At 72.1% G+C, this 19,594-nt stretch carries 20 protein-coding genes and 1 pseudogene; 9 read left to right on the top strand and 12 right to left on the bottom strand.

Features of this window, described 5'->3' with window-relative positions; all coding sequences use genetic code 11:
• Nucleotides 1-157: 157 nt before the first annotated feature.
• Both SROS_RS36725 and SROS_RS36720 read right to left on the bottom strand, forming a co-directional pair.
• Entirely contained in the window at nt 158-1,033 is an 876-nt protein-coding gene (locus SROS_RS36725) for an SRPBCC family protein (protein ID WP_043653692.1), read from the bottom strand.
• Complete coding sequence (locus tag SROS_RS36720) at nt 1,026-1,583, bottom strand: helix-turn-helix domain-containing protein (RefSeq protein WP_012894015.1); 558 nt, start codon at nt 1,581-1,583, stop codon at nt 1,026-1,028. Before SROS_RS36720 ends, SROS_RS36725 begins: the two co-directional genes overlap by 8 nt.
• A 157-nt stretch (nt 1,584-1,740) precedes the next feature.
• Here SROS_RS36720 and SROS_RS36715 point away from each other — a divergent pair, with 157 nt between their 5' ends.
• The 3 genes from SROS_RS36715 to SROS_RS36705 are packed head-to-tail and all read left to right on the top strand — an operon-like array spanning nt 1,741 to nt 4,056.
• Nucleotides 1,741-2,919 carry a 4-hydroxybenzoate 3-monooxygenase gene (locus SROS_RS36715; RefSeq protein ID WP_012894014.1) on the top strand — a complete coding sequence of 393 codons (1,179 nt, stop codon included), beginning with the start codon at nt 1,741-1,743 and terminating at the stop codon, nt 2,917-2,919.
• Nucleotides 2,912-3,589 (top strand): protocatechuate 3,4-dioxygenase subunit beta, encoded by a 678-nt coding sequence (gene pcaH / locus SROS_RS36710; protein ID WP_012894013.1) that lies wholly within the window; start codon nt 2,912-2,914, stop codon nt 3,587-3,589. Before SROS_RS36715 ends, pcaH begins: the two co-directional genes overlap by 8 nt.
• Nucleotides 3,589-4,056: a peptidase associated/transthyretin-like domain-containing protein gene (locus SROS_RS36705; RefSeq protein ID WP_012894012.1), complete on the top strand. Its 468-nt coding sequence runs from the start codon at nt 3,589-3,591 to the stop codon at nt 4,054-4,056. Before pcaH ends, SROS_RS36705 begins: the two co-directional genes overlap by 1 nt.
• 41 nt (nt 4,057-4,097) lie before the next feature.
• Here the strand turns inward: SROS_RS36705 and SROS_RS36700 are convergent, their stop codons facing one another.
• The 3 genes from SROS_RS36700 to SROS_RS36690 all read right to left on the bottom strand — a co-directional run bounded on the left by SROS_RS36700 (nt 4,098) and on the right by SROS_RS36690 (nt 7,765).
• Nucleotides 4,098-5,855 (bottom strand): bifunctional metallophosphatase/5'-nucleotidase, encoded by a 1,758-nt coding sequence (locus tag SROS_RS36700; protein ID WP_012894011.1) that lies wholly within the window; start codon nt 5,853-5,855, stop codon nt 4,098-4,100.
• A 102-nt stretch (nt 5,856-5,957) separates the two neighbouring features.
• Nucleotides 5,958-6,602: a response regulator gene (locus tag SROS_RS36695; RefSeq protein WP_012894010.1), complete on the bottom strand. Its 645-nt coding sequence runs from the start codon at nt 6,600-6,602 to the stop codon at nt 5,958-5,960.
• Nucleotides 6,599-7,765, bottom strand: a complete 1,167-nt coding sequence (locus tag SROS_RS36690) for a sensor histidine kinase (protein WP_012894009.1) — start codon at nt 7,763-7,765, stop codon at nt 6,599-6,601. Before SROS_RS36690 ends, SROS_RS36695 begins: the two co-directional genes overlap by 4 nt.
• Before the next feature lie 110 nt (nt 7,766-7,875).
• Between SROS_RS36690 and SROS_RS36685 the strand changes: the two genes are divergently transcribed.
• Entirely contained in the window at nt 7,876-8,550 is a 675-nt protein-coding gene (locus tag SROS_RS36685) for a hypothetical protein (RefSeq protein WP_012894008.1), read from the top strand.
• A gap of 130 nt (nt 8,551-8,680) precedes the next feature.
• On the opposite strand, the gene SROS_RS36680 is transcribed toward SROS_RS36685, so the two are convergent.
• Nucleotides 8,681-9,661, bottom strand: a complete 981-nt coding sequence (locus tag SROS_RS36680) for an aldo/keto reductase (RefSeq protein WP_012894007.1) — start codon at nt 9,659-9,661, stop codon at nt 8,681-8,683.
• Nucleotides 9,658-10,020: a MerR family transcriptional regulator gene (locus SROS_RS36675; protein WP_012894006.1), complete on the bottom strand. Its 363-nt coding sequence runs from the start codon at nt 10,018-10,020 to the stop codon at nt 9,658-9,660. The genes SROS_RS36680 and SROS_RS36675 overlap by 4 nt, the downstream gene beginning before the upstream one ends.
• Nucleotides 10,021-10,286: 266 nt before the next feature.
• Here SROS_RS36675 and SROS_RS54635 point away from each other — a divergent pair.
• The 4 genes and pseudogenes from SROS_RS54635 to SROS_RS36655 form a co-directional block, all read left to right on the top strand.
• Nucleotides 10,287-10,823, top strand: a pseudogene (locus tag SROS_RS54635) (DUF998 domain-containing protein); the annotation flags it as partial.
• Nucleotides 10,824-10,911: 88 nt separating this feature from the next.
• Complete coding sequence (locus SROS_RS51420) at nt 10,912-11,244, top strand: YnfA family protein (protein WP_012894004.1); 333 nt, start codon at nt 10,912-10,914, stop codon at nt 11,242-11,244.
• A 70-nt stretch (nt 11,245-11,314) separates the two neighbouring features.
• On the top strand, nt 11,315-12,382 hold the full coding sequence (locus SROS_RS36660; RefSeq protein WP_012894003.1) for an AI-2E family transporter: 1,068 nt from the start codon (nt 11,315-11,317) through the stop codon (nt 12,380-12,382).
• A 102-nt stretch (nt 12,383-12,484) separates the two neighbouring features.
• A complete protein-coding gene (locus SROS_RS36655; protein ID WP_012894002.1) occupies nt 12,485-13,927 on the top strand; it encodes a WGR domain-containing protein in 1,443 nt (480 codons plus the stop codon).
• 117 nt (nt 13,928-14,044) lie between these two features.
• Here the strand turns inward: SROS_RS36655 and SROS_RS36650 are convergent, their stop codons facing one another.
• Nucleotides 14,045-14,515 carry a hypothetical protein gene (locus SROS_RS36650; RefSeq protein WP_012894001.1) on the bottom strand — a complete coding sequence of 157 codons (471 nt, stop codon included), beginning with the start codon at nt 14,513-14,515 and terminating at the stop codon, nt 14,045-14,047.
• 106 nt (nt 14,516-14,621) lie between these two features.
• Between SROS_RS36650 and SROS_RS36645 the strand changes: the two genes are divergently transcribed.
• Nucleotides 14,622-15,146 (top strand): GNAT family N-acetyltransferase, encoded by a 525-nt coding sequence (locus SROS_RS36645; RefSeq protein WP_012894000.1) that lies wholly within the window; start codon nt 14,622-14,624, stop codon nt 15,144-15,146.
• A gap of 124 nt (nt 15,147-15,270) precedes the next feature.
• On the opposite strand, the gene SROS_RS36640 is transcribed toward SROS_RS36645, so the two are convergent.
• The 4 genes from SROS_RS36640 to SROS_RS36625 all read right to left on the bottom strand — a co-directional run bounded on the left by SROS_RS36640 (nt 15,271) and on the right by SROS_RS36625 (nt 19,470).
• Nucleotides 15,271-17,664 (bottom strand): Tex family protein, encoded by a 2,394-nt coding sequence (locus SROS_RS36640; RefSeq protein WP_012893999.1) that lies wholly within the window; start codon nt 17,662-17,664, stop codon nt 15,271-15,273.
• A gap of 118 nt (nt 17,665-17,782) precedes the next feature.
• Complete coding sequence (locus SROS_RS36635; protein ID WP_012893998.1) at nt 17,783-17,992, bottom strand: hypothetical protein; 210 nt, start codon at nt 17,990-17,992, stop codon at nt 17,783-17,785.
• Between the two features lie 50 nt (nt 17,993-18,042).
• Complete coding sequence (locus SROS_RS36630) at nt 18,043-18,888, bottom strand: DUF4097 family beta strand repeat-containing protein (protein WP_012893997.1); 846 nt, start codon at nt 18,886-18,888, stop codon at nt 18,043-18,045.
• 57 nt (nt 18,889-18,945) lie between these two features.
• Nucleotides 18,946-19,470 (bottom strand): toxin-antitoxin system HicB family antitoxin, encoded by a 525-nt coding sequence (locus SROS_RS36625; protein ID WP_043653688.1) that lies wholly within the window; start codon nt 19,468-19,470, stop codon nt 18,946-18,948.
• Nucleotides 19,471-19,594 lie beyond the last annotated feature (124 nt).

Below are 19,594 nucleotides of genomic sequence, written 5' to 3'. Positions count from 1 at the left end.
GGAGACACGAGGGCGCCGGCCGGTGACGTCCGCGTCCCGTCGGGGTGGGAGGCGGACGTCACCGGCCAGGGGTGGTCAGAGGGCGGCGAGGTCGACGGCGGCGGACCAGCCCCGCGGGGCGCGGCCGTGATGTCCCGCGTGCCCGCCGTGGGCCCGATCAGCCGGTCGCCGTGACCTCTTCGGGCGCGCCGGCGGTGTCGGTGGCGATCCAGATCGGGCGCCAGTCGGCCAGTTCGTGGAAGCGGCGCAGCTCGGCCATGCCGCTGAGCCAGCCGTTCCAGGCGGGGTAGGGCGGGCGCCGGGTGTCGAACCCGCTCTGCATGAACGTGAGCCGGGTCCTGCCGTCGGACTCCTCCAGCTCCCAGGTGGTGACGCCCACGGTGTCCCAGTCGACCGACATCGTGCGGCCGGGCTCCAGATCGATGATCTTCGCGGCGGGGCCCGCGTCGAGGCCCCCCATGGCGAAGCGCCCGCCGACGTGCGGCTCGATCCCGATCGGGTAGCCGAACCACCGGCTGGCCTTCTCCGAGTCGACGAGCGAGTCGTACACCGCCTCGGGCGAGGCGTCGATGAGGAACTGTCCCCGCAGCTCCGGGGAGGTGAAGTCGCACTTGGAGGTGAGCTCCCGGCCCTCCAGGTAGTCGACCAGGTTCGCGATCGACAGCGCCCAGAACGTCTGCAGCACGCCGCGGACGCTGGCGCCGCTGATCACGTCCTGGAAGTCGAAGTGGCTCTGGGACAGCGACACGACGGTGGAGCCGTCGCCCTCCTCCTCCAGGTGGAACTCGACCGTGGTCTCCTCGCCGTCCAGCAGCCAGGAGAAGCGCAGCGTGTGCTCGTCGACGTGCAGCGGGCGCTGGTGGGGCGCCTCGCCCTCGGGGGTGTGGCGGCCCCAGAACTCGTACCGGTGCGGCAGGTCGACCTCGGCGTGCTCGGCCAGCCAGGTGCGCAGCGCCTCGGGGTCGGTCAGCGCCTGGTGGACCTCCTTGAGCGGGGCGGCCACGCGGGCGTGGAGCTTCATCGGTTCACTCACGGTCTTCTCCCTTGGGGTAGCAGGCCACGGCGAGCTTGAAGGTGTCGCCCTCGGCGCCGCCGTAACGGGTGAAAAGGTCCCGCAGCACGGTCTGCAGGTCGTTCAGGAACTCCTGGCGCTGCTCCGGTGGCACCCGGATCTCGCCGGACACGCCGACGGACGGCAGCTCGGGCGCGGTCCGGTCGAGCGCGGCGATGTCGGACTGGACTTCCTCCATGAGATCCAGCAGGTAGCCCAGGCTCAGCTCGTCCTGCGCCTTGCGCAGGCCGATCCGGCCGACCAGGCGGGGGGAGAGCCAGTAGGAGCGGGCACCGGCCTGGTAGATGCCCTCGTGGATGCCGCGCACCTTCCGTTCGGACACCTGCTCCACCAGGCCCGCCTCGACCAGGCGTTTGACGTGGTAGTAGACCCGTTGCGGGGTCTGGCCGAGCCGGGCCGCGACCTCGGTGCAGGTGCGGGGCTCGGCGAGCTGCCGCAGCACCTCGATGCGCTGCGGTTTGAGCAGGGCCTCGGCCTGCTCGATCTGTTCCAGGTACAGGACGTCTCTCATCGCAAAAACAAGCTTGTATATAAAATTATATTTTGTCAATGGATCCGGGGACGGCCCGATCGACCGCGGCCCGGTCACCCGCGCGGCTCCGGGAGCGGCTTCCACTGAGCGGAAGCCGGGAGTACGGATATCGCGGCCGGTGGGGAATGCTCGGCCCATGCGAACTCAGGTCGGGATCGTCGGGGCGGGCCCCGCCGGGCTGCTGCTGTCCCATCTGCTCCATCTGCGGGGCATCGACTCGGTCGTGCTGGAGGCGCGCAGCCGGGAGTACGTCGAACAGCGCGTCCGGGCCGGCGTGCTGGAGCAGGGCACGGTCGACGTGCTCAACGAGGCGGGCGTCGGCGAGCGGATGCGCGCCGAGGGGCTGCCGCACCACGGCATCGAGCTGCGGTACGGCGGGGCCGGGCACCGCATCCCGTTCGAGAGGCTCGTCCCCGGCCGGGCCATCACCGTGTACGGCCAGCAGGAGGTCGTCAAGGACCTGATCGCCCGGCGGCTGGCCGACGGCGGGAAGATCCTCTTCGACGTCCCGGACGTCGCCCCGCACTCACTCCAGGCCGACCCCTACCTCACCTTCGGGGGCGAGCGCCTCGACTGCGACGTCATCGCGGGCTGCGACGGCTTCCACGGCGTCTGCCGGCCGTCCATCCCCGACGGGGTTCTGTCGATCTTCCAGCGGGACTATCCGTTCGCCTGGCTCGGCATCCTCGCCCAGGTCCCGCCGTCGGCCGAGGAGCTGATCTACTCGCGCAGCGACCGGGGCTTCGCGCTGCACAGCATGCGCTCCCCGGAGATCAGCCGCTTCTACCTCCAGGTCCCGCCGGACGCCTCGCTGGACGACTGGCCGGACGAGCGGATCTGGGCCGAGCTGCGGGCGCGGCTGGAGACGGTCCCCGGGTTCGCGCTGACCGAGGGGCCGATCATCTCCAGGGACCTGTCCGCGATGCGCTCGTTCGTCGCCGAGCCGATGCGCTACGGCAGGCTCTACCTCGCCGGGGACGCCGCCCACATCGTGCCGCCGACCGGGGCCAAGGGCCTCAACCTGGCCGTCGCCGACGTGCGGGTGCTGACCGAGGCCCTGGCGCACCTCTACGCGACGGGCTCCACCGACCTGCTGGACGCCTACTCCGCCACCTGCCTGAAAAGGGTCTGGCGGGCCCAGCACTTCTCCTGGTGGATGACCACGCTGCTGCACACCTTCGACACCGACGACGCCTACGGCAGGCGCCTGCAGACCTCCCACCTCGACTACGTCACCTCCTCGGAGGCCGCCGCGACCACGCTCGCGGAGAACTACGTCGGCCTGCCCCTCGACTCCGGAGCACCCCGTGACTGACGACCCGCACCCGCGCTACCTCACCCCCTCCTACCGCAGCACCGTGCTGCGCGCGCCCGCGCAGCCGCTGGTGCGGCCCGCCCTCGACCCCGAGGCGGCCGAGCTGCTCGACCCGGTCTACGGCCACCAGCCGGTCGGGCCCCTGGACCACGACCTGACCAGGCAGCACGCGGGCGAGCCGATCGGCGAGCGCATCATCGTCACCGGACGGGTCCTCGACAGCCGGGGCCGGGCCGTACCGGACACGCTGGTGGAGATCTGGCAGGCCAACGCCACCGGCAGGTACGCCCATCCGGTGGACCGGCACCCCGCCCCGCTGGATCCCAACTTCACCGGCTCCGGCCGTTGCCTGACCGACGCCGACGGCCGCTACCGGTTCGTCACGATCAAGCCGGGCGCCTACCCCTGGCGCAACCATCCCAACGCCTGGCGGCCGGCGCACATCCACTTCTCGGTGTTCGGCACCGCCTTCACCCAGCGGCTGATCACCCAGATGTACTTCCCCGGCGACCCGCTGTTCGCCCATGACCCGATCTTCCAGTCGGTGCCCCGGCCGGAGGACCGCGAGCGGCTCGTCTGCGCCTTCGACCTGGACACCACCGAGCCCGAATGGGCGCTCGGCTACCGGTGGGACGTCGTGCTGGGCGCGACCCCCTTCGAGGAGGACTGATGCCGGCACTGCCCCCGACCCCGTCGCAGACGGTGGGCCCGTTCTTCGCGCACGCCCTGCCGTACGCCGAGGGGCCCTTCGCGGTGCCCGAGGACCATCCGGACGCGATCGAGCTGCACGGCCGGGTCCTGGACGGCGCGGGCGAGCCGGTGCCCGACGCGCTGCTGGAGATCTGCCAGCCGGGCCTGTTCGGGCGCTGCCCGACCGGGACGGACGGCTCCTACCGGTTCCGCACAGCCAGGCCGGACACCTACATCCCGCTCCTGGTCTTCGCCCGCGGCCTGCTCAAGCCGGTCTGGACCCGCGTCTACCTCACCGCGGGCGCGCCGTTCCTGGCCGGCCTGGACCCGGTACGGCGCGGCACGCTGATCGCCTCCCCCTCGGGAGAGGGGTCCTACCGCTTCGACGTCCGCCTGCGGGGTGACGGGGAGACGGTGTTCCTGCACCACGTCCCCCCGCCGGACTGATCTCCGCGCGGCCCGCCGACGCTCCGGGACGCGCGGGACCGTCAGAAGAGCGGCTTGCCGTCCCGGGTCAGCTTCCAGCCGGCCTCGGCGAACCCGGCCGGGTCGATGACCCCGGTCGCCGTCGCGTAGTCGATCAGCGCCTGGCGGATCTCCACCTGCGCGTTGTAGACCACCGGAGCGGTCGTGACGTGCGGGAAGCCGCCGCCGCCCGACTGGCGGTAGTTGTTGATCGCGACCACGAACTGCTGGTCGGCGGCGACCGGCTGCCCCTGGTGGGACAGTCCGGCGATCCGCCGGCCGACCGGCTGGGCGACGTCCACGTCGTAGGTGACGCCGGAGAGCTGGTCGTAGTTGTAGTCGGGGGTGCCGTTGGCGTTGGTCAGCGCGGCCAGGTCGACCGGGGCGTCCGGCGCGAGCTGGTTGTAGTACCGGGCCGAGTACTCCAGGTAGTCCTTGAGCTGGGCCCCGGTGAGCTTCACCGCCATCAGCGTGTTGTCGTAGATGTACAGGCCCGCCATGTCACGCACGCTCACCGGCCCGGCGGGGAAGGTGGCGCTCCTGCTGAACGGCGCGGAGATCGACAGCACCGGCAGCGAGGCGTCGGCCGTACCCTCCAGGGCCTTCCGCACCGTCTCGGTCTGGACCTTCTGGATGTAGTCCAGGATCGGGGTGTCCTTGTACGGGGACTCGGCCGCCGACAGCTGCTCCTTCGACTGGGCCACCACCGTGTTGACGTACTTGACCGTGGTGTCGTGCTGTTCCTTCATGAGCGCGACGATCTTCGGGTCCTCGTCCACCGTGTTGGTGTTCAGCGTGGTGGAGGACTTCCCGGTGACCGCCCACTTGCCGCGCTTCTTGGTGAGCTGGAAGTCGATCACGCTCAGCCGCTGGCCCCACTTGCCGGGCTCGGTGAGCAGCACCTGCCGGCCGGTGGCCTTGTTGGTGACGAACTTCTGGGCCACCTCGTTGTGCGCGTGCCCGAACAGCACCGCGTCCACGCCGGGGACCTCCTCGGCGACCATGGCCGAGGCGTTCTCGACGGGCAGGTCGCCGCCGTAGGAGGACATCCCGCTGTCGCCCGCGTGCGCGGTGACCACGACCACGTCCGCGCCGAGGCCGCGGATGACCGGCACCCACTTCTTGGCACTGTCGACCAGGTCGGTGAAGCGCAGCCTGCCCTCGACGTTGGCCTTGTCCCAGATCGCCACGCCCGGGTTGGTCAGGCCGAGCACGCCCACCCGGACCGGCTTCTCGCCCTTGATCCGCATCGTCTTGATGGTGAACGGCCGGTAGGCGGGCAGGCCAGACCTGGCGTGAACGGCGTTGGCGCCGAGCACCGGGGCCTTCATCTGCCGCACCCACGTGGCCAGCAGCGGCAGGCCGTAGTTGAACTCGTGATTGCCCAGGGTCACCGCGTCGTACCCGATGGCGTTCATCGCGCGGGCCATCGGGTGGAGCCCGCCCGTCTCGTCGACCGGCTCCATCTTGGCGTAGTAGTAGGCCAGCGGCGTGCCCTGGATGGTGTCGCCGGAGTCGAACAGCAGGGTCCGGTCCGCGCCGCGCTCGGCGCGGATCTTGTTGACCAGCGTCGAGACCTTGGCCAGGCCGACGTCGTTGCCCTTACTGTCGGTGAACTCGGTGTTCTTGAAGTAGTCCCAGTTCAGGGTGTTGCCGTGCAGGTCGGAGGTGCCCATCACGGTCACCGTCACCGACGTGTCGGGGGAGGCGTGCGCCACCGCCGGAGCGGCAAGAGCCGCCAGGGTGGCCACGCCGACGATGGCGAGCTTCTCACTGTGCATGTGACCGAAGGGTAACCATCCGAGGTCGCCCGGCGGTCACGGCATCCTTACGGGTCGGCGTGCCCGCGCGCTGGCGCGGTGACCACCGGGCGCGCGGCCCGGTCACCTGCCCTCGCGGGGGCGGACGAGCCCGTGCTCGTAGGCGTACCGGACGGCCTCGGCGCGGTCGCGCAGGTGGAGTTTCGCCAGCAGGCGATTGATGTGGGTGCCGACCGTCGACTCGGTCACCGACAGGGCGGCGGTGATCTCGCGGTTGGTCAGGCCGCGGCCGATCAGGGTGAGGACCTCCCGCTCGCGCGGGGTGACGGTGCCGGGGATCGCCGGAGCGCCCACGTAGCCCGCCATGACCCGGGCGGTGACCGCCGGGTCGAGCGTGGCCAGGCCGCTCACCGCCGTGCGGATCGCGGCGAAGAGCTGCTCGGGCGGCGACACCTTGAGCAGGAAGCCGCTCACCCCCGCGCGCAGGGCGCCTTCCAGGTTCTCGTCGGTGTCGTAGGTGGTGAGCATGAGGATCTTCGGCGGATCGGGGGCGGCGAGGAGCTCGTGGGCGGCGGCGATGCCGGTCATGCCCGGCATCGCGATGTCGAGCAGCACCAGGTCGGGCCGGAGCCGCCTGGCCGCGGCGACGGCCGCCCGGCCGTCCGCGGCCTCGCCGACCACCCGGAGGTCGGGCTGGGTGCCGATGACGAGCCGGAGCCCGTGGCGGATCATCGCCTGGTCGTCGGCGAGGAGGACGGAGACGCTCACGCGACCACCTCGCCCGGCCTGACCCGCGCGGCCAGCGGGAGCGTGACCCGGACGCCGTACCCGCCGCCGGGCAGCGGCCCCGTCGACAGCCGGCCCTGGAACAGGGTGACCCGCTCGCGCATGCCGATCAGCCCGTGCCCCGGCCCGCCCCCGTGCCCGGTACGGCCGGGGCGGGGACCCTGGTCGAGGATCTCCAGGGACAGCACCCGGGGCCGGTAGGCGATCGTCACTCCCACCCCGGTGGGGCCCGCGTGCCGGAGGGTGTTGGTCAGCGCCTCCTGGACGATCCGGTACGCCGACAGGTCCAGACCCGCGGGGAGCGGAACAGGCTCGCCCTCGACGTTCAGCGTCACGTCGAGACCGGCCGCGCGCATCTGCTCGACCAGGTCGTCCAGCCGGGCCAGGCACGGCTGCGGCGCCAGCCCGTCGCCCTCGGGGCCGGTGCGGAGCAGCCCGAGCATGCGGCGCAGCTCCTCCACCACCTCGCGGCCCGTCTCCTCCACCACGTTCAGCGACTCGCGCTCGGTGACCTGGTCGGGCCGGAGCATCAGCCGCGCGGCCCCCGCCTGCATGACCATCACGCTGACACTGTGCGCGACGACGTCGTGCAGCTCGCGCGCGATCCTGGTCCGCTCCTCGCTCACCGCCTCCCGGGCGAGCAGCTCGGCGCGTTCCTGCGCGTGGACCGCGAGCTGCCGGTAACGCCGTACGGCGACGCCCGCGCCGCCGGCGATGGAGGTCATCACCACCGCGACCGCGAGGTCCCCAGCTCCCGAGGGCTCGGCGGGCGCGAGCACCATCGTGCCGACGAACGCCGCCGTCACCGCCACCCCGGCGACGGCCCGCGGATCCCGCGGCGACAGCTCGCTGAGCAGGGTGAAAAGCAGCAGAAGCTGGATGTAGAACTGCCACGCCGACGCGATCTCGTCGAAGTGGACGAACGCCGCGATGGTCGCCAGCGAGTAGAGGCACGTCACGGTGGCCGGCGCCCGCCGGCGCAGGAGGACCGGCACCGCGGTGGCGATGGCGGCCACCATCCACCAGCCGGTATGCGGGCTGTCCGGCCCGAGCGTACGCCCGCCAGCCTCCTCGGCGACCGCGAACAGCGCCATGACCACCGCGAGCAGCACGTCGGTCGCGTTGGGGGGCGGGCGATGGCTCATGAAGCGAGGGTAGAGGGGGCGCCCGGAGGATGAAATCCGTCTTGAGGCGGATGGCGGATCGAAGCCCGCCTTGACGACCCCGGACCCGGCCGCTCCATAGCCTCCCCGGCATGTTCGATCTCACGAATCCAGACGCCTTCCGCCGCCGGGCGGCCGGCGCCAGCCTCGTCCTCGCCCCGCTCTGCCTGCTGCTGGGCATGATCGTCGACCCGCTGGAGGCGGGGGGCGACGACGTGCTCGGCTACGCGAGCAATCCCGCCGCCACCGGGATCAGCGCGACACTGCTGCACTACGCCTGGGTGCTCTGGGTGCCGGGCGTGATCGGCCTGGTCCACCTGGTGCGGCGCAGGGGGGTCGTCCTCGCCCACCTGGCCGGCGCGGTGACCGTGCTCGGCCTGATCAACTTCTCGTCGCTGATGATCGCCGACTTCTTCGACATCGTGCTCTACCAGCGCCTCCCCGTGGACCAGGCGACCCGGATCCTGGAGGACGCGGCCCAGCCCGCCATGGTCGTCGCCTGGCAGATCCCGGGCATGATCGGTTCGTTCCTCGGCCTGATCCTGGTCGCCGTGGCCTACACCCGGGCCGGCCGGGCGGGCTGGTGGTTCCCCGTCGGGGTGCTCGCCGGCATGGTCGTGTGGCTGGTGGGCGCGCGGAGCTGGAACCCGGTGTTCGGCTACGCGGGACCGGCGATCCTGCTGGCCGCCTTCGGCGCGGTGGGCGTGGCGATGATCCGGATGACCGACGAGGAGTGGAACCCCGCGCGGGAGCCGGTTCCCGCGTGAGAGGGAACGCCTCCCCGCCGGTCGGCGGAGAGGCGGATCCCGCGTGGAGGCCGGGGCCGCGTGGAAGAGGTGCTCCCCGCCGGCCCGCGCGGGAGCCGGCCGTCGCGTGGGACCGCGGCTCCCGTGCGGGTCAGCGCTCGATGGAGGACATGTCCGGGTAGCGGTCGCCGAGGGCGGCCCCGGTCGGTACGGCGGCTTCGAGCGCGGCGAGCTGGCCGGAGGTCAGCGTGACGTCGGCCGCCGCCGCGTTCTCCTCCAGGTAGCGCAGCCGCTTGGTGCCCGGGATCGGGATGACGTCCTCGCCCCGGCTCAGCAGCCAGGCCAGGGCGAGCTGGGCCGGCGTGCAGCCCACCTCCTTGGCGATCTTGCGGACCTCACCGACGAGAGCCTCGTTGCGCGCCCCGTTCTCCCCGGTGAACCGGGGCAGGTGCTTGCGGAAGTCGTCGTCGGGCAGCTCCCCGGCAGGGGCCAGCGTGCCGCCGAGGAGTCCCCGGCTGATCGGCGAGTAGGCCACCAGCGCGATGCCCAGCTCCCGGGCGGCCGGCAGGATCTCCTCCTCCAGCCCCCGGGTGAACAGCGAGTACTCGCTCTGCAGGGCGGCGATCGGGTGCGTGGCGTGCGCCTTCCGCAGCGTCTCGGCGCTCACCTCCGACAGGCCGATCCGGCCGACCTTGCCCTCGGCGACCAGCTCGCCCATCGCGCCGACCGTCTCCTCGACGGGCACGTCCGGGTCACGCCGGTGCAGGTAGTAGAGGTCGATGTGGTCCACGCCCAGCCGCTGGAGCGAGGCGTCGGCGGCCTTCTTCACATAGGCGGGGCTGCCGTCGATACCGCGGCGGGCCGGGTCGTCGGTCCGGACGATGCCGAACTTCGTGGCCAGCACCACCTCGTCCCTGCGGTCCCTGATCGCCCGCCCCACCAGCTCCTCGTTGTGGCCCCTGCCGTACATGTCGGCAGTGTCGAGGAAGGTCACCCCGAGGTCGAGGGCGCGGTGGACGACCTCGACCGACTCGGCCTCGTCGGCCGCGCCGTAGAACTCCGACATTCCCATGCAGCCGAGCCCGATGGCCGAGACCTCCGGGCCTCCCTGGCCGAGACGGCGCTTGTTCATTGATGCTCCTGTGCGCTGTAGAAGTCGATCTTGTAGTCGAGGACGTCCAGGTCCCCGGTGAGCTGTGCGATCTGTGCTCTGACCCGTTCCCGGTGGGTCTCCAGCATCCGCCGCCGCTCGGCGACCGTCTCCGGCCCCCGCCTGCGCAGCTCGGCATAGCGGCACATGTCCGCGATCGGCATGCCGGTCGCGCGTAGTTTGATGAGGAAGTCGAGCCAGTCCAGATCGGGCCCCGCGTAGGTGCGGTGCCCGTTCGGGGCACGGTCCACCTCGTGGATGAGTCCGATGCGCTCGTAGTAGCGCAGGGTGTGCGCGCTCAGCCCCGACCGGCGCGAGGCCTCCTGGATGGTGATCCCCATGGACACCACCTTGCGCCTTGGAGCGCGCTCGAAGTCAAGCGGGGTCCCCCGGAGCCCCACCCCCTGCCGGCAGGGGCCCCCGGAGCCGTGACCCTGAGGGGGCAGGCACTACCATCCGCCTTGTTCGCCCAGCTCACAGCCGTGGCGCCGGGGCTGTCCCCCTGATGCGGGCACTACGCCGCCCCGGACCTCCTCCGGGATCGCTCAGGGATGACTGGGGATCATTTCCGGTACTGCGGAAAGTGGCCCGTCGCCATGGTTGAGCCATGGCAAGTCAGGTTTTTTCGGGATCCAGGATGATCCTGGGCGGCTACGCGGCGATCGGCGCCGGAGCTGTGGCAATGCTCGGGCTGCACGTGGCCACGGGCCTCGATCCGGTGCACACCGTGATCAGCGAGTACGCGTTCGAGCCGGACGGCTGGCTGCTGCCCGTCTCGCTCACGTCCTTCGCCGTGGGCGCGACGGCCTTCGGGGTCGCGCTGGCCCGGCGCGGCGCGGACCGCAGGGCGGCGCTGCTGGTCGGGGTCTGGGGCCTGTGCATGTTGCTGATCGGCGCCTTCCCCACCGACGAGCCGGGGGTGCCGCTGTCGATGTCCGGGGGCATCCACCGGTATGCGGCGTTCGTGGCCTTCCTGACGATGCCGGTGGCGGGCCTGATGCTGGCCCGGCGGCACGCCGCGAGCCCCTATGCCCGGTCGGTGCGGCTGCTGAGCCTGGCCTCCCTGGGCGTGCTGGTCCTGGTGGTCCTGCCCTACGTCGCGCGGATGGCCGGGATCGACCTGACCAACGACGACATCCCCGCCGGGGTCACCCAGCGGCTGGTGGTGGTCTTCGAGGTCGCGGTACTGGTCATGCTCGGCCTGGTGCTGGCGGCTGGGTACAGTCGTCGGCGTGACCGTCGCCCGATCCCTGCTGCTGTTCGTGTTCGCCGCCCTCGCGGAGATCGGCGGCGCGTGGTTGGTCTGGCAGGGCGTGCGGGAAGGGCGGGGACCGCTCTGGATCGCCGGCGGAGTGATCGCCCTGGGGGCGTACGGGTTTGCCGCCGCGTTCCAGCCCGATCCCGACTTCGGCCGGATCCTCGCGGCCTACGGCGGGGTGTTCATCGCAGGTTCCCTGATCTGGGGGATGGTCATGGACGGGTTCCGGCCTGACCGCTGGGACGTGGCCGGCGCGCTCATCTGCCTGGCGGGAGTGGCCGTCATCATGTACGCGCCGCGCGGCTGACCCCCGGGCGCGACCGTATCGGCCCAGCTCAGCAGGGTTGCTGTCGATCCGTGCGGGGAAGGTGCCCAGCATGGGGGAGCGCATCGGCCCCGCCCCCGCGGGGGACGGGGGGCTGCGGCGGGCGGGTGACACGGCCTGGCGCCTGCTCGCGATCATCGCCCTGGCCGCCGTGATCCTGTGGGTCCTCTACGTGGTCCAGGTGGTGGTCATCCCCATCGTCCTCGGAATGGCGATCACCACGCTTCTGCTCCCGCCCTACCAGCGGCTCAGGAGGCACGGGCTGAGCCGGGCGCTCGCCACCACCGCGGTCTGTCTCGGCGGCTTCCTCCTCCTGGCGGCGTTGGTCGCGCTGCTCGTGCCGCCCACGGTCGCCGGTGTGGCCGAGCTGCGGCGGAGTTTCGGGAAGGCGGGCGGTGACCTGCAGATGTTGGCGTCGTCCCTCGGCCTGGACGAGAAGAAGACCACGGAGCTGTTCGAGCAGGCCAAGCAGTACCTGAGCGGGCGGGGCGGAGAGATCGCCAGCGGGGCCCTGGCGGGCGTGCGCACCGTGGGGGAGATCCTGTTCGGCGTGGTGCTGGCCATGATCCTGTCGGTCTACTTCGTGCACAGCGGCGACCGTCTCGTCGGGTGGGTCATAGATCTGGCTCCCCGGGGGGCCAGGCGGACCCTGCGGGAGAGCGGTGCGGTGATCTTCGACGTCGTCAGCCGCTACATCCGCGGGGTGGCGCTCGTCGGCCTGGTCGACGGGTTCTTCATCGGGATCGCGCTGTGGATCCTGGGCGTGCCGATCGCCCTGCCGCTGGCTGTGCTGACGTTCGCCGGGGCGTTCCTGCCGGTCGTGGGCGCGTTCGCGGCGGGCCTGCTGGCGGCGGTCGTGGCCTTCGTGGCCAAGGGCTGGCTGGTGGCGCTGATCGTGGTCGCGGTCACCGTGCTGGTCCAGCAGCTGGAGGGGCACGTGCTCGCCCCGCAGATCTACGGCCGGGCACTCGACCTGCCCAGTGCGGCCATTCTGATCATCATCGCGCTGGGCAGCGTCCTCGGCGGGATCGTCGGCGCCTTCCTGGCCGCCCCGGTGGCCTCGGTCGCCGTCGCGCTGATCCATCACCGCCAGGAGGAGCAGGAGGCGGGCGCCCGCTGAGCCGCGAGGGTCCGGCGTCCGTTCCCGTTCGCCGGTTCCGGTCGGATTTGTCGCCCGCCTGCCGTACGCTCCGCGGAAAGTCGATCGACCGAGAGGTGTGGCATGGCGGCGCGGAGCACGTACCTGGAGCTGTCCGAGGACGACGGAAGCTCGCACAAGTTCTACGAGGTCGTGCTCGACGGGCTCCAGGTGACGATCAGCTACGGCCGGATCGGTGAGCCGGGGCAGTCCAAGGTGTCGGCCTTCGCCACCGCGGAGAAGGCCGAGGCCGCCGCGGCGAAGAAGATCGGCGAGAAGGTCCGCAGGGGCTACGCCCCCGCCGTACGCGGGGGGCGCCAGCGCCGCGCGGTCACCCGGCGCAGCGTGGCGAGCGTCCGCTCCACCGCCACCCAGGCGCCGGTGCTGTGGCGCTTCGCCAGCGGCGCGGCGGCATTCGGGATCTTCGTCGACTCCGAGCGCTGCTGGGTCGGCAACCAGAACGGCGACGTCTACACCGTCACCCACGGGGGCACCGTCACCGGCCGCTTCCGGCTCCCCGACGGCGTCAAGTGCATCGTCGCCGACGACTTCTGGATCTACGCGGGCGCCGACGACGGCAAGGTCTACGACCTCAGCGGGAAGGTCCCCCGGCTCGCCTACGAGATCTCCGAGGACGTCGACATCTACTGGCTGGACATCCACGAGGGGGTGCTGGGCGTCTCCGACCAGGCGGGCCGGATCACCACCATCGACCACGAGGACGAGTTCCAGTGGGCGCGCAAGGGGCGGGGCGACTCGGCCTGGATGGTCCGCTGCGACGACGAGGCCGTCTACCACGGGCACTCCACCGGCGTGGCCCGCTACGACGCCGCCGCCGGCGCGCCGGTCTGGGAGACGGGCCTCAACGGCGCGGTGCTGTTCGGCTGGCAGGAGGCGGGCTCGGTCTACGCCGGCACCTCGCGCGGCGCCGTGCACCGGCTCAGCAAGTCCGACGGCGCGACCGAGGCGGTCTACCGCTGCGACGCCACCGTCTTCTCCTGCGCCACAGCCCCCGGCGGCCGTTACGTCTTCGCCGGGGACAACCACTCCTCGATCTACTGCTTCGACCAGAGCGGCGAGCGCCTGTGGAAGCTGGCCACCGGCTGCGGCTCGGCCTTCTCCATGCAGTATCTCGACGACCGCCTCTACATCGTGACCACCGACGGCACCCTGGCCTGCATCGACGCCACGGAGGAGGCGATCAAGGCGGCGCAGGGGGGCACCGTCCCCGAGCCGGTGGACGTCAAGGCGGCGGCCGGGCTGGCCGTGGTGGAGCCGACGGCGACGCTGGAGACCGTGACGCTGGAGACCGTCTCCGGCGCAGGGGACGGCGTGGTCGTGGAGTGCTTCCGGGAGGGGGAGCGGCTCCGGGTGCGGGTGGTCAGCGAGGGCTACGACGTCCGGCGGAACGTGCAGTTCCCCAAGGGGGTGCGCGAGGCGGGCGCCCGTTATCTCGTCGAGGGCGTGCGCTTCTCCGAGCGGGGCGGCTTCTACCGGGCCTACGGCGACATCAGGCGCCTGCTCTGACCGCGCCGGCCCTTCCCCCGCGCCGCACAGCCGCGGGGCGGCGCGAGGACCACCGGCCCGAGGCCGCCCCGGCCTGAACGGCGCCGCACCGGGGCCGTCGGGTCCGCGGCACCGGGGTCAGGGCTTGGCGGGGTGACCGTACGGCGCCTCGCCGTGGACGGGCAGCACCGACCAGTCGATGCACAGCTTCAACGGGTCCGCCGGATCCGTCCGGACCTGCACGGTCATCCCCGGCAGCACCCCGCCGAGCAGGATCGGCGGGACCTGCTGCCGGTGCTCGGGCACGTCGTACGGCATGCCCGACGCCGGGGTGACCCGCAGCCCGAAGACCACCACGTGCCGGCCGTCGACCTGCCATCCGGTGGCGCCCATGCCGGTGATCAGCGCGCCGGCGGGCGTGCCGGTGCGCAGGAGGTGGGAGTTGCCCGAGGCGCCCGAGACGAGGAAGCCCATGAGCACGAAACCGCTCAGGCAGACGATGAAGACCCCCACCCCCCAGAGGCCGACGCCGCTCGTGGCCGCCAGCATCCCGGCGATGGCGAGCGGTAGCAGCGCCACCCAGATCAGCTTCATCCTGGCGCGGTTCATTGGTGTTCCCGATCGTTGCGTGTGCTGTGTCCCCCATGGGTAACGGCGGCTGCCTGCGGGCCGCTTGACGATCGGTTGCACGCCGCCCGGCGTTAGAGTTCCACTCATGCTTCGTGGAGACAGGGTTCTGCTCAGGGCCGTGACCAAGGACGACCTGGTCGCGCTCCACCGGTTGCACGACGACGTGGAGACGGCCGTCGTCTCAAGCGCGGAGCCCTGGGTCCCGGAGACGGCCGACCAGGCGATCGCCCGCTACGAGCGGCGGGAGCCCGACCCGGCCAACGTCGCCTTCGCCGTCGAGTCCCTCACCGGAGGCGACCTGCTGGGCTCCTGCCTGGTCTGGGGGATCGACGCCCTCAACCGCAACGGCCACCTCGGCATCTCGCTGCTGCCCGAGGCCCGCGGCCGGGGCTACGCCCCCGACGTGCTGCGGGTGCTGTGCGACTACGCCTTCCGGATCCGCGGCCTGCACCGGCTGGGACTGGAGACGCTCGTCACCAACAGCGGCATGATCGCCTCCGCGGAGAAGGCCGGCTTCCGGCGCGAGGGCACGCTCCGCGACCATGCCTGGGTGGCCGGGGCCTTCGTCGACGAGGCGCTGTTCGGCCTGCTCGCCGCCGAGTTCTCCTGACCGGCGCTCATCGTAGGGCGACGGCACGGGGCAGCCGTGCCCGATCGAGGAGACGCCGCCCGTCCGCGAGCCGTACGGCCTCCTCCTTCGGCGGTGGGGGAGGAGGCCGGGGGCGCTGCGGCCTTTAGCGGTTGCCGCCGGAGCCGTCGAGCCCGGCACGGCGCAGCGCGTCGGCCATCGCGCCGCTCGGCGCGCTGCGCTGCTGGCCGCCACGGTCCTGCCGCTGCTGGCCGCCGCGCCCCTGTCCCTGGCCCTGCTGACGGCCGCCGCGGCCCTGGCCGCCCTGCTGACCTCCCTGCTGGCCGCCCAGGTTGCCTCCGTCACGCCGTCCGCCGCCCTGCTGGTCGCGCTGGCCGGAGCCCTTGGCGGGCTCGTCCTCCAGCCGGAGGGTGAGCGAGATGCGCTTGCGGGGGATGTCGACGTCGAGCACCTTCACCCGGACGATGTCGCCGGGCTTGACCACCTCGCGGGGGTCCTTGACGAAGTTGTGCGAAAGGGCCGAGACGTGGACGAGCCCGTCCTGGTGCACGCCGACGTCGACGAACGCGCCGAAGGCGGCGACGTTGGTGACCACGCCCTCCAGCAGCATGCCGGGGGTGAGGTCGGAGAGCTTCTCCACGCCCTCCTTGAAGGTCGCGGTCTTGAAGGCCGGACGGGGGTCGCGGCCGGGCTTCTCCAGCTCGGACAGGATGTCGGTGACGGTCGGCAGGCCGAAGGTGTCGTCCACGAAGTCCTGCGGCCGCAGGGCCCGCAGCACCGTGCCGTTGCCGATCACCTTCCTGATGTCGCCGCCGGCGGCCGACAGGATCCGGCGGACCACGGGGTAGGCCTCGGGGTGCACGCTGGAGGCGTCGAGCGGGTCGTCGCCGCCGGGGATGCGGAGGAAGCCCGCGCACTGCTCGAAGGCCTTGGGGCCGAGCCTGGCCACGTCCTTGAGCGCCTTGCGGGAGCGGAACGGGCCGTTGGCGTCACGGTGCTGGACGATGTTGTCGGCCAGGCCGGAGCCGATGCCCGAGACCCGGGTCAGCAGCGGCGCCGAGGCGGTGTTGACGTCCACGCCCACCGCGTTCACGCAGTCCTCGACCACCGCGTCGAGCGAGCGCGAGAGCTTGGTCTCGGCGAGGTCGTGCTGGTACTGGCCGACGCCGATCGACTTGGGATCGATCTTGACGAGCTCGGCCAGCGGGTCCTGGAGCCGCCGTGCGATCGACACGGCGCCGCGCAGGGACACGTCCATGCCGGGCAGCTCCTGGGAGGCGAAGGCGGAGGCGGAGTAGACCGAGGCCCCGGCCTCCGACACCACGATCTTGGTCAGCCCGGGGACCAGCTTCACCAGCTCGCCGGCGAGCTTGTCGGTCTCCCTCGACGCGGTGCCGTTGCCGATCGAGACCAGCTCCACGTCGTGCTTCCTGGCCAGCGCGGCCAGGGTGGCCAGCGACTGGTCCCACTGGCGGCGCGGCTCGTGGGGGTAGATCGTGTCGGTGGCCAGGACCTTGCCGGTCGCGTCGACCACCGCGACCTTCACGCCGGTGCGCAGGCCCGGGTCGAGTCCCATCGTCGCGCGGCTCCCCGCGGGCGCGGCGAGCAGCAGGTCACGCAGGTTGGCGGCGAACACGCGCACCGCCTCCTCCTCGGCGGCCTGCCACATGCGCATCCGCAGGTCGATGCCGAGGTGGACGAGGATGCGGGTGCGCCAGGCCCAGCGGACGGTGTCGGCCAGCCACTTGTCGGCGGGACGCCCCTGGTCGGAGACGCCGAAGCGGTGGGCGATGCGCCCCTCGTAGGTGCCGGTGGGCTCCTCCTCCGGCTCCAGGGTGAGGGTGAGGATCTCCTCCTTCTCCCCCCGGAACATCGCCAGGATCCGGTGGGAGGGCAGCTTGGTGAACGGCTCGGCGAAGTCGAAGTAGTCGGAGAACTTGGCCCCCGCCTCCTCCTTGCCCTCGCGGACCGCCGCGACCAGGCGGCCCTTGCCCCACATCCGCTCGCGCAGCTCCCCGACCAGGTCGGCGTCCTCGCCGAACCGCTCGACCAGGATCGCGCGGGCGCCGTCCAGCGCGGCGGCGGCGTCGGCCACCCCCTCGCCGACGAAGGCCGCCGCGGCGGCCTGCGGGTCGACCGACGGGTCGCCGAGCAGGCCGTCGGCGAGCGGTTCGAGCCCGGCCTCCCTGGCGATCTGCGCCTTGGTCCGCCGCTTGGGCTTGTAGGGCAGGTAGATGTCCTCCAGCCGGGCCTTGGAGTCGGCCGCCACGATCTGCGCCTCGAGGGCGTCGTCGAGCTTGCCCTGGCCGCGGATCGACTCCAGGATCGCGGTGCGCCGCTCCTCCAGCTCGCGCAGGTAGCGCAGCCGCTCCTCGAGCGTACGCAGCTGCGTGTCGTCGAGCATCTCGGTGGCTTCCTTGCGGTACCGGGCGATGAACGGCACGGTGGCCCCGCCGTCGAGCAGCTCCACGGCCGCCTGCACCTGCCGTTCGCGCACACCAAGCTCTTCGGCGATCCGCTGATGAATAGACGTCGTCACGATCTCTCTTCCCTCGTGGTGGCAGCTGTGATGGGCGGCCGTGGTGAGCAGCCCCCAAGCTACCGCGTCGCTCCGGCATCGGGCCGGTCGGAGAGACAGGTCGACTCCGAGCAGGCGGTCAGACGGCCGTCGGCCTGTACGGCGTGGCGCGGCGGTCGTATCCGCGGGCCGGTGCCGGGCCGATCCGGTCGGCGAGTCCGTGGAGGAACCGGGCCGCCCACCGGCGCGAGGCGCCGGGGTGCTTCGGCACGCCGCGCCAGGCCTCCGCCTCGGCGATCATCTCGGCGTGCCGCAGGCGGGAGAGGGTGTAGACCTGCGTGTCGTTCATCAGGGTCTCCTTCGGGGGTCTCACGGGTGGGCGCGGGGTCCGGGGGTGTCTCACGGGTGGGCGCGGGTGATGGAGATGTCGCCGGACGTGGTGCGGACGTGGATCTCGACCTGCTCCGCGCCGGCGGCGGGCTGGTCGGCCTGGTCGAGGGAGGAGCCGACGCCGCCCGAGATCGAGGAGACGTCGAGCCACGCGTTGGTCCCCGTGACGACGCCGATCGTGACGTCACCCGAGGAGGATTTGACGGAGACGTTTCCGCGGGCGACCGCGTCGACGGTGATGTCGGCCGAGGTGCCCTTCACCTGGACGGAGTCACCGGCGGTCCGGATCCGGACGCGCCCGGAGGCGCTCTTGACGGTGGCGGCGCCGCCGACCACGCCGAGCTCGGTCCTGCCCGAGGCGGTGGAGATCTCCGCTCCGCCGCGCACCTCCCGCAGGCCGACGTCTCCGGACGCCGTCTTCACCTGGGCGCTGCCCTCGGTGACGTCACAGATGACGTCACCGCTCGCCGTCTTGGCGGCAAGATCGGCGCAACGGTCGATCCGCACGTCGCCGGAGGCCGTTCCGACCGTGACGCCGTCCAGGGCGCCGGTCATCCGGACGTCGGCCGAGGCGGTGGTGGAGTCGATCCGCGATCCCTCCGGCAGGCCGACGACGACCTCCAGCCTCGGACTGCGGCCCAGCGTCAGGTGCCGTTCGGGCGCCTCGATGAAGATCGTTCCGTCGATCTGCTCGACGCGGGTCCGCTCGGCGCACTCCACGTCGACGGACCTGGACGGGTCGGCCGGCCGTACCTCGACCAGGGTGTCCTCGCGGGGCGTGGCCGTGATGCGCAGATCGCCCGCGGGAAACTTCACCTGGAGTGTGACGGGGCCGGGAGTCTGGAATACGGGCATGGCGAAATCTCCCTTGCGGGTCGTGGGGGTCTTGTAGGTCGTGCGGGGTGGGGCAGGTCAGCGGGCCCAGCCGCTGATGCGCTTTCCGGTGGTGGACGGGCGGGGCTCGTGGGGGGCGCCGGCCAGGGCGGTCGAGACCGCGCGGACGAGCCAGGCGTTGACGGAGACGCCCTCCTGGCTCGCGGCCTCCTCGATGCGGCCCTTGAGCGTCTCGGGCATCCGCAGCGTGAGGCGCGCGGTGCCCGCCTCGCCGGAGGGCAGGGGCGGCTCGGGGGGAGCGGGGGGGTGCGGCGGGCCGGGTGGCGGGGGCGGGAACGACGGGCTGAAGGTGTCCGCCGCCGGAGGCGGCGTCACCACGAACTCGGGCTCGCGGTTGCGGATCCGTACCTCGACGGAGCCGGGTGCGAGCTCCCTGGTGACCTCGTCGGCCGCCACGGAGAGCGCGTCGATGAGCATGAGCCTGACGGAGGAGTCCAGTGCCGTCGTGAGGTTCTCCACGGCGGCCCGGGTCTCGGGGTCGGCGACCGCCGCCGACGCGGCCAGTGCGCGGCGGAGGTTCTCGACGAAGGGCGTGACGTCCATAAGCATTACTATGACGTCATGTTGACGTCATTGCAACCCCGGTGACGTCATTTCCGGGCGACCGTCTTGACGGCGGCTGAACGGCTCCGGCCTTTCGGTGCAGCGCGTCGGCCGTCTCGTACGG

This window comes from Streptosporangium roseum DSM 43021, from assembly GCF_000024865.1.
Classification (GTDB): Bacteria; Actinomycetota; Actinomycetes; order Streptosporangiales; family Streptosporangiaceae; genus Streptosporangium; species Streptosporangium roseum.
The sequence above is the reverse complement of the archived record's forward strand: the minus strand, read 5'-3'. Positions and strand labels throughout refer to the sequence as shown.

Bases quoted from the DNA above. Each gene is read 5' to 3' on its own strand.
- SROS_RS36720 (WP_012894015.1), bottom strand. From the start codon at position 1,583: ATGAGAGACGTCCTGTACCTGGAACAGATCGAGCAGGCCGAGGCCCTG.
- SROS_RS36715 (WP_012894014.1), top strand. From the start codon at position 1,741: ATGCGAACTCAGGTCGGGATCGTCGGGGCGGGCCCCGCCGGGCTGCTG.
- SROS_RS36705 (WP_012894012.1), top strand. From the start codon at position 3,589: ATGCCGGCACTGCCCCCGACCCCGTCGCAGACGGTGGGCCCGTTCTTC.
- SROS_RS36700 (WP_012894011.1), bottom strand. From the start codon at position 5,855: ATGCACAGTGAGAAGCTCGCCATCGTCGGCGTGGCCACCCTGGCGGCT.
- SROS_RS36690 (WP_012894009.1), bottom strand. From the start codon at position 7,765: ATGAGCCATCGCCCGCCCCCCAACGCGACCGACGTGCTGCTCGCGGTG.
- SROS_RS36685 (WP_012894008.1), top strand. From the start codon at position 7,876: ATGTTCGATCTCACGAATCCAGACGCCTTCCGCCGCCGGGCGGCCGGC.
- SROS_RS36680 (WP_012894007.1), bottom strand. From the start codon at position 9,661: ATGAACAAGCGCCGTCTCGGCCAGGGAGGCCCGGAGGTCTCGGCCATC.
- SROS_RS36675 (WP_012894006.1), bottom strand. From the start codon at position 10,020: ATGGGGATCACCATCCAGGAGGCCTCGCGCCGGTCGGGGCTGAGCGCG.
- SROS_RS36660 (WP_012894003.1), top strand. From the start codon at position 11,315: ATGGGGGAGCGCATCGGCCCCGCCCCCGCGGGGGACGGGGGGCTGCGG.
- SROS_RS36655 (WP_012894002.1), top strand. From the start codon at position 12,485: ATGGCGGCGCGGAGCACGTACCTGGAGCTGTCCGAGGACGACGGAAGC.
- SROS_RS36650 (WP_012894001.1), bottom strand. From the start codon at position 14,515: ATGAACCGCGCCAGGATGAAGCTGATCTGGGTGGCGCTGCTACCGCTC.
- SROS_RS36645 (WP_012894000.1), top strand. From the start codon at position 14,622: ATGCTTCGTGGAGACAGGGTTCTGCTCAGGGCCGTGACCAAGGACGAC.
- SROS_RS36635 (WP_012893998.1), bottom strand. From the start codon at position 17,992: ATGAACGACACGCAGGTCTACACCCTCTCCCGCCTGCGGCACGCCGAG.
- SROS_RS36630 (WP_012893997.1), bottom strand. From the start codon at position 18,888: ATGCCCGTATTCCAGACTCCCGGCCCCGTCACACTCCAGGTGAAGTTT.
- SROS_RS36625 (WP_043653688.1), bottom strand. From the start codon at position 19,470: ATGGACGTCACGCCCTTCGTCGAGAACCTCCGCCGCGCACTGGCCGCG.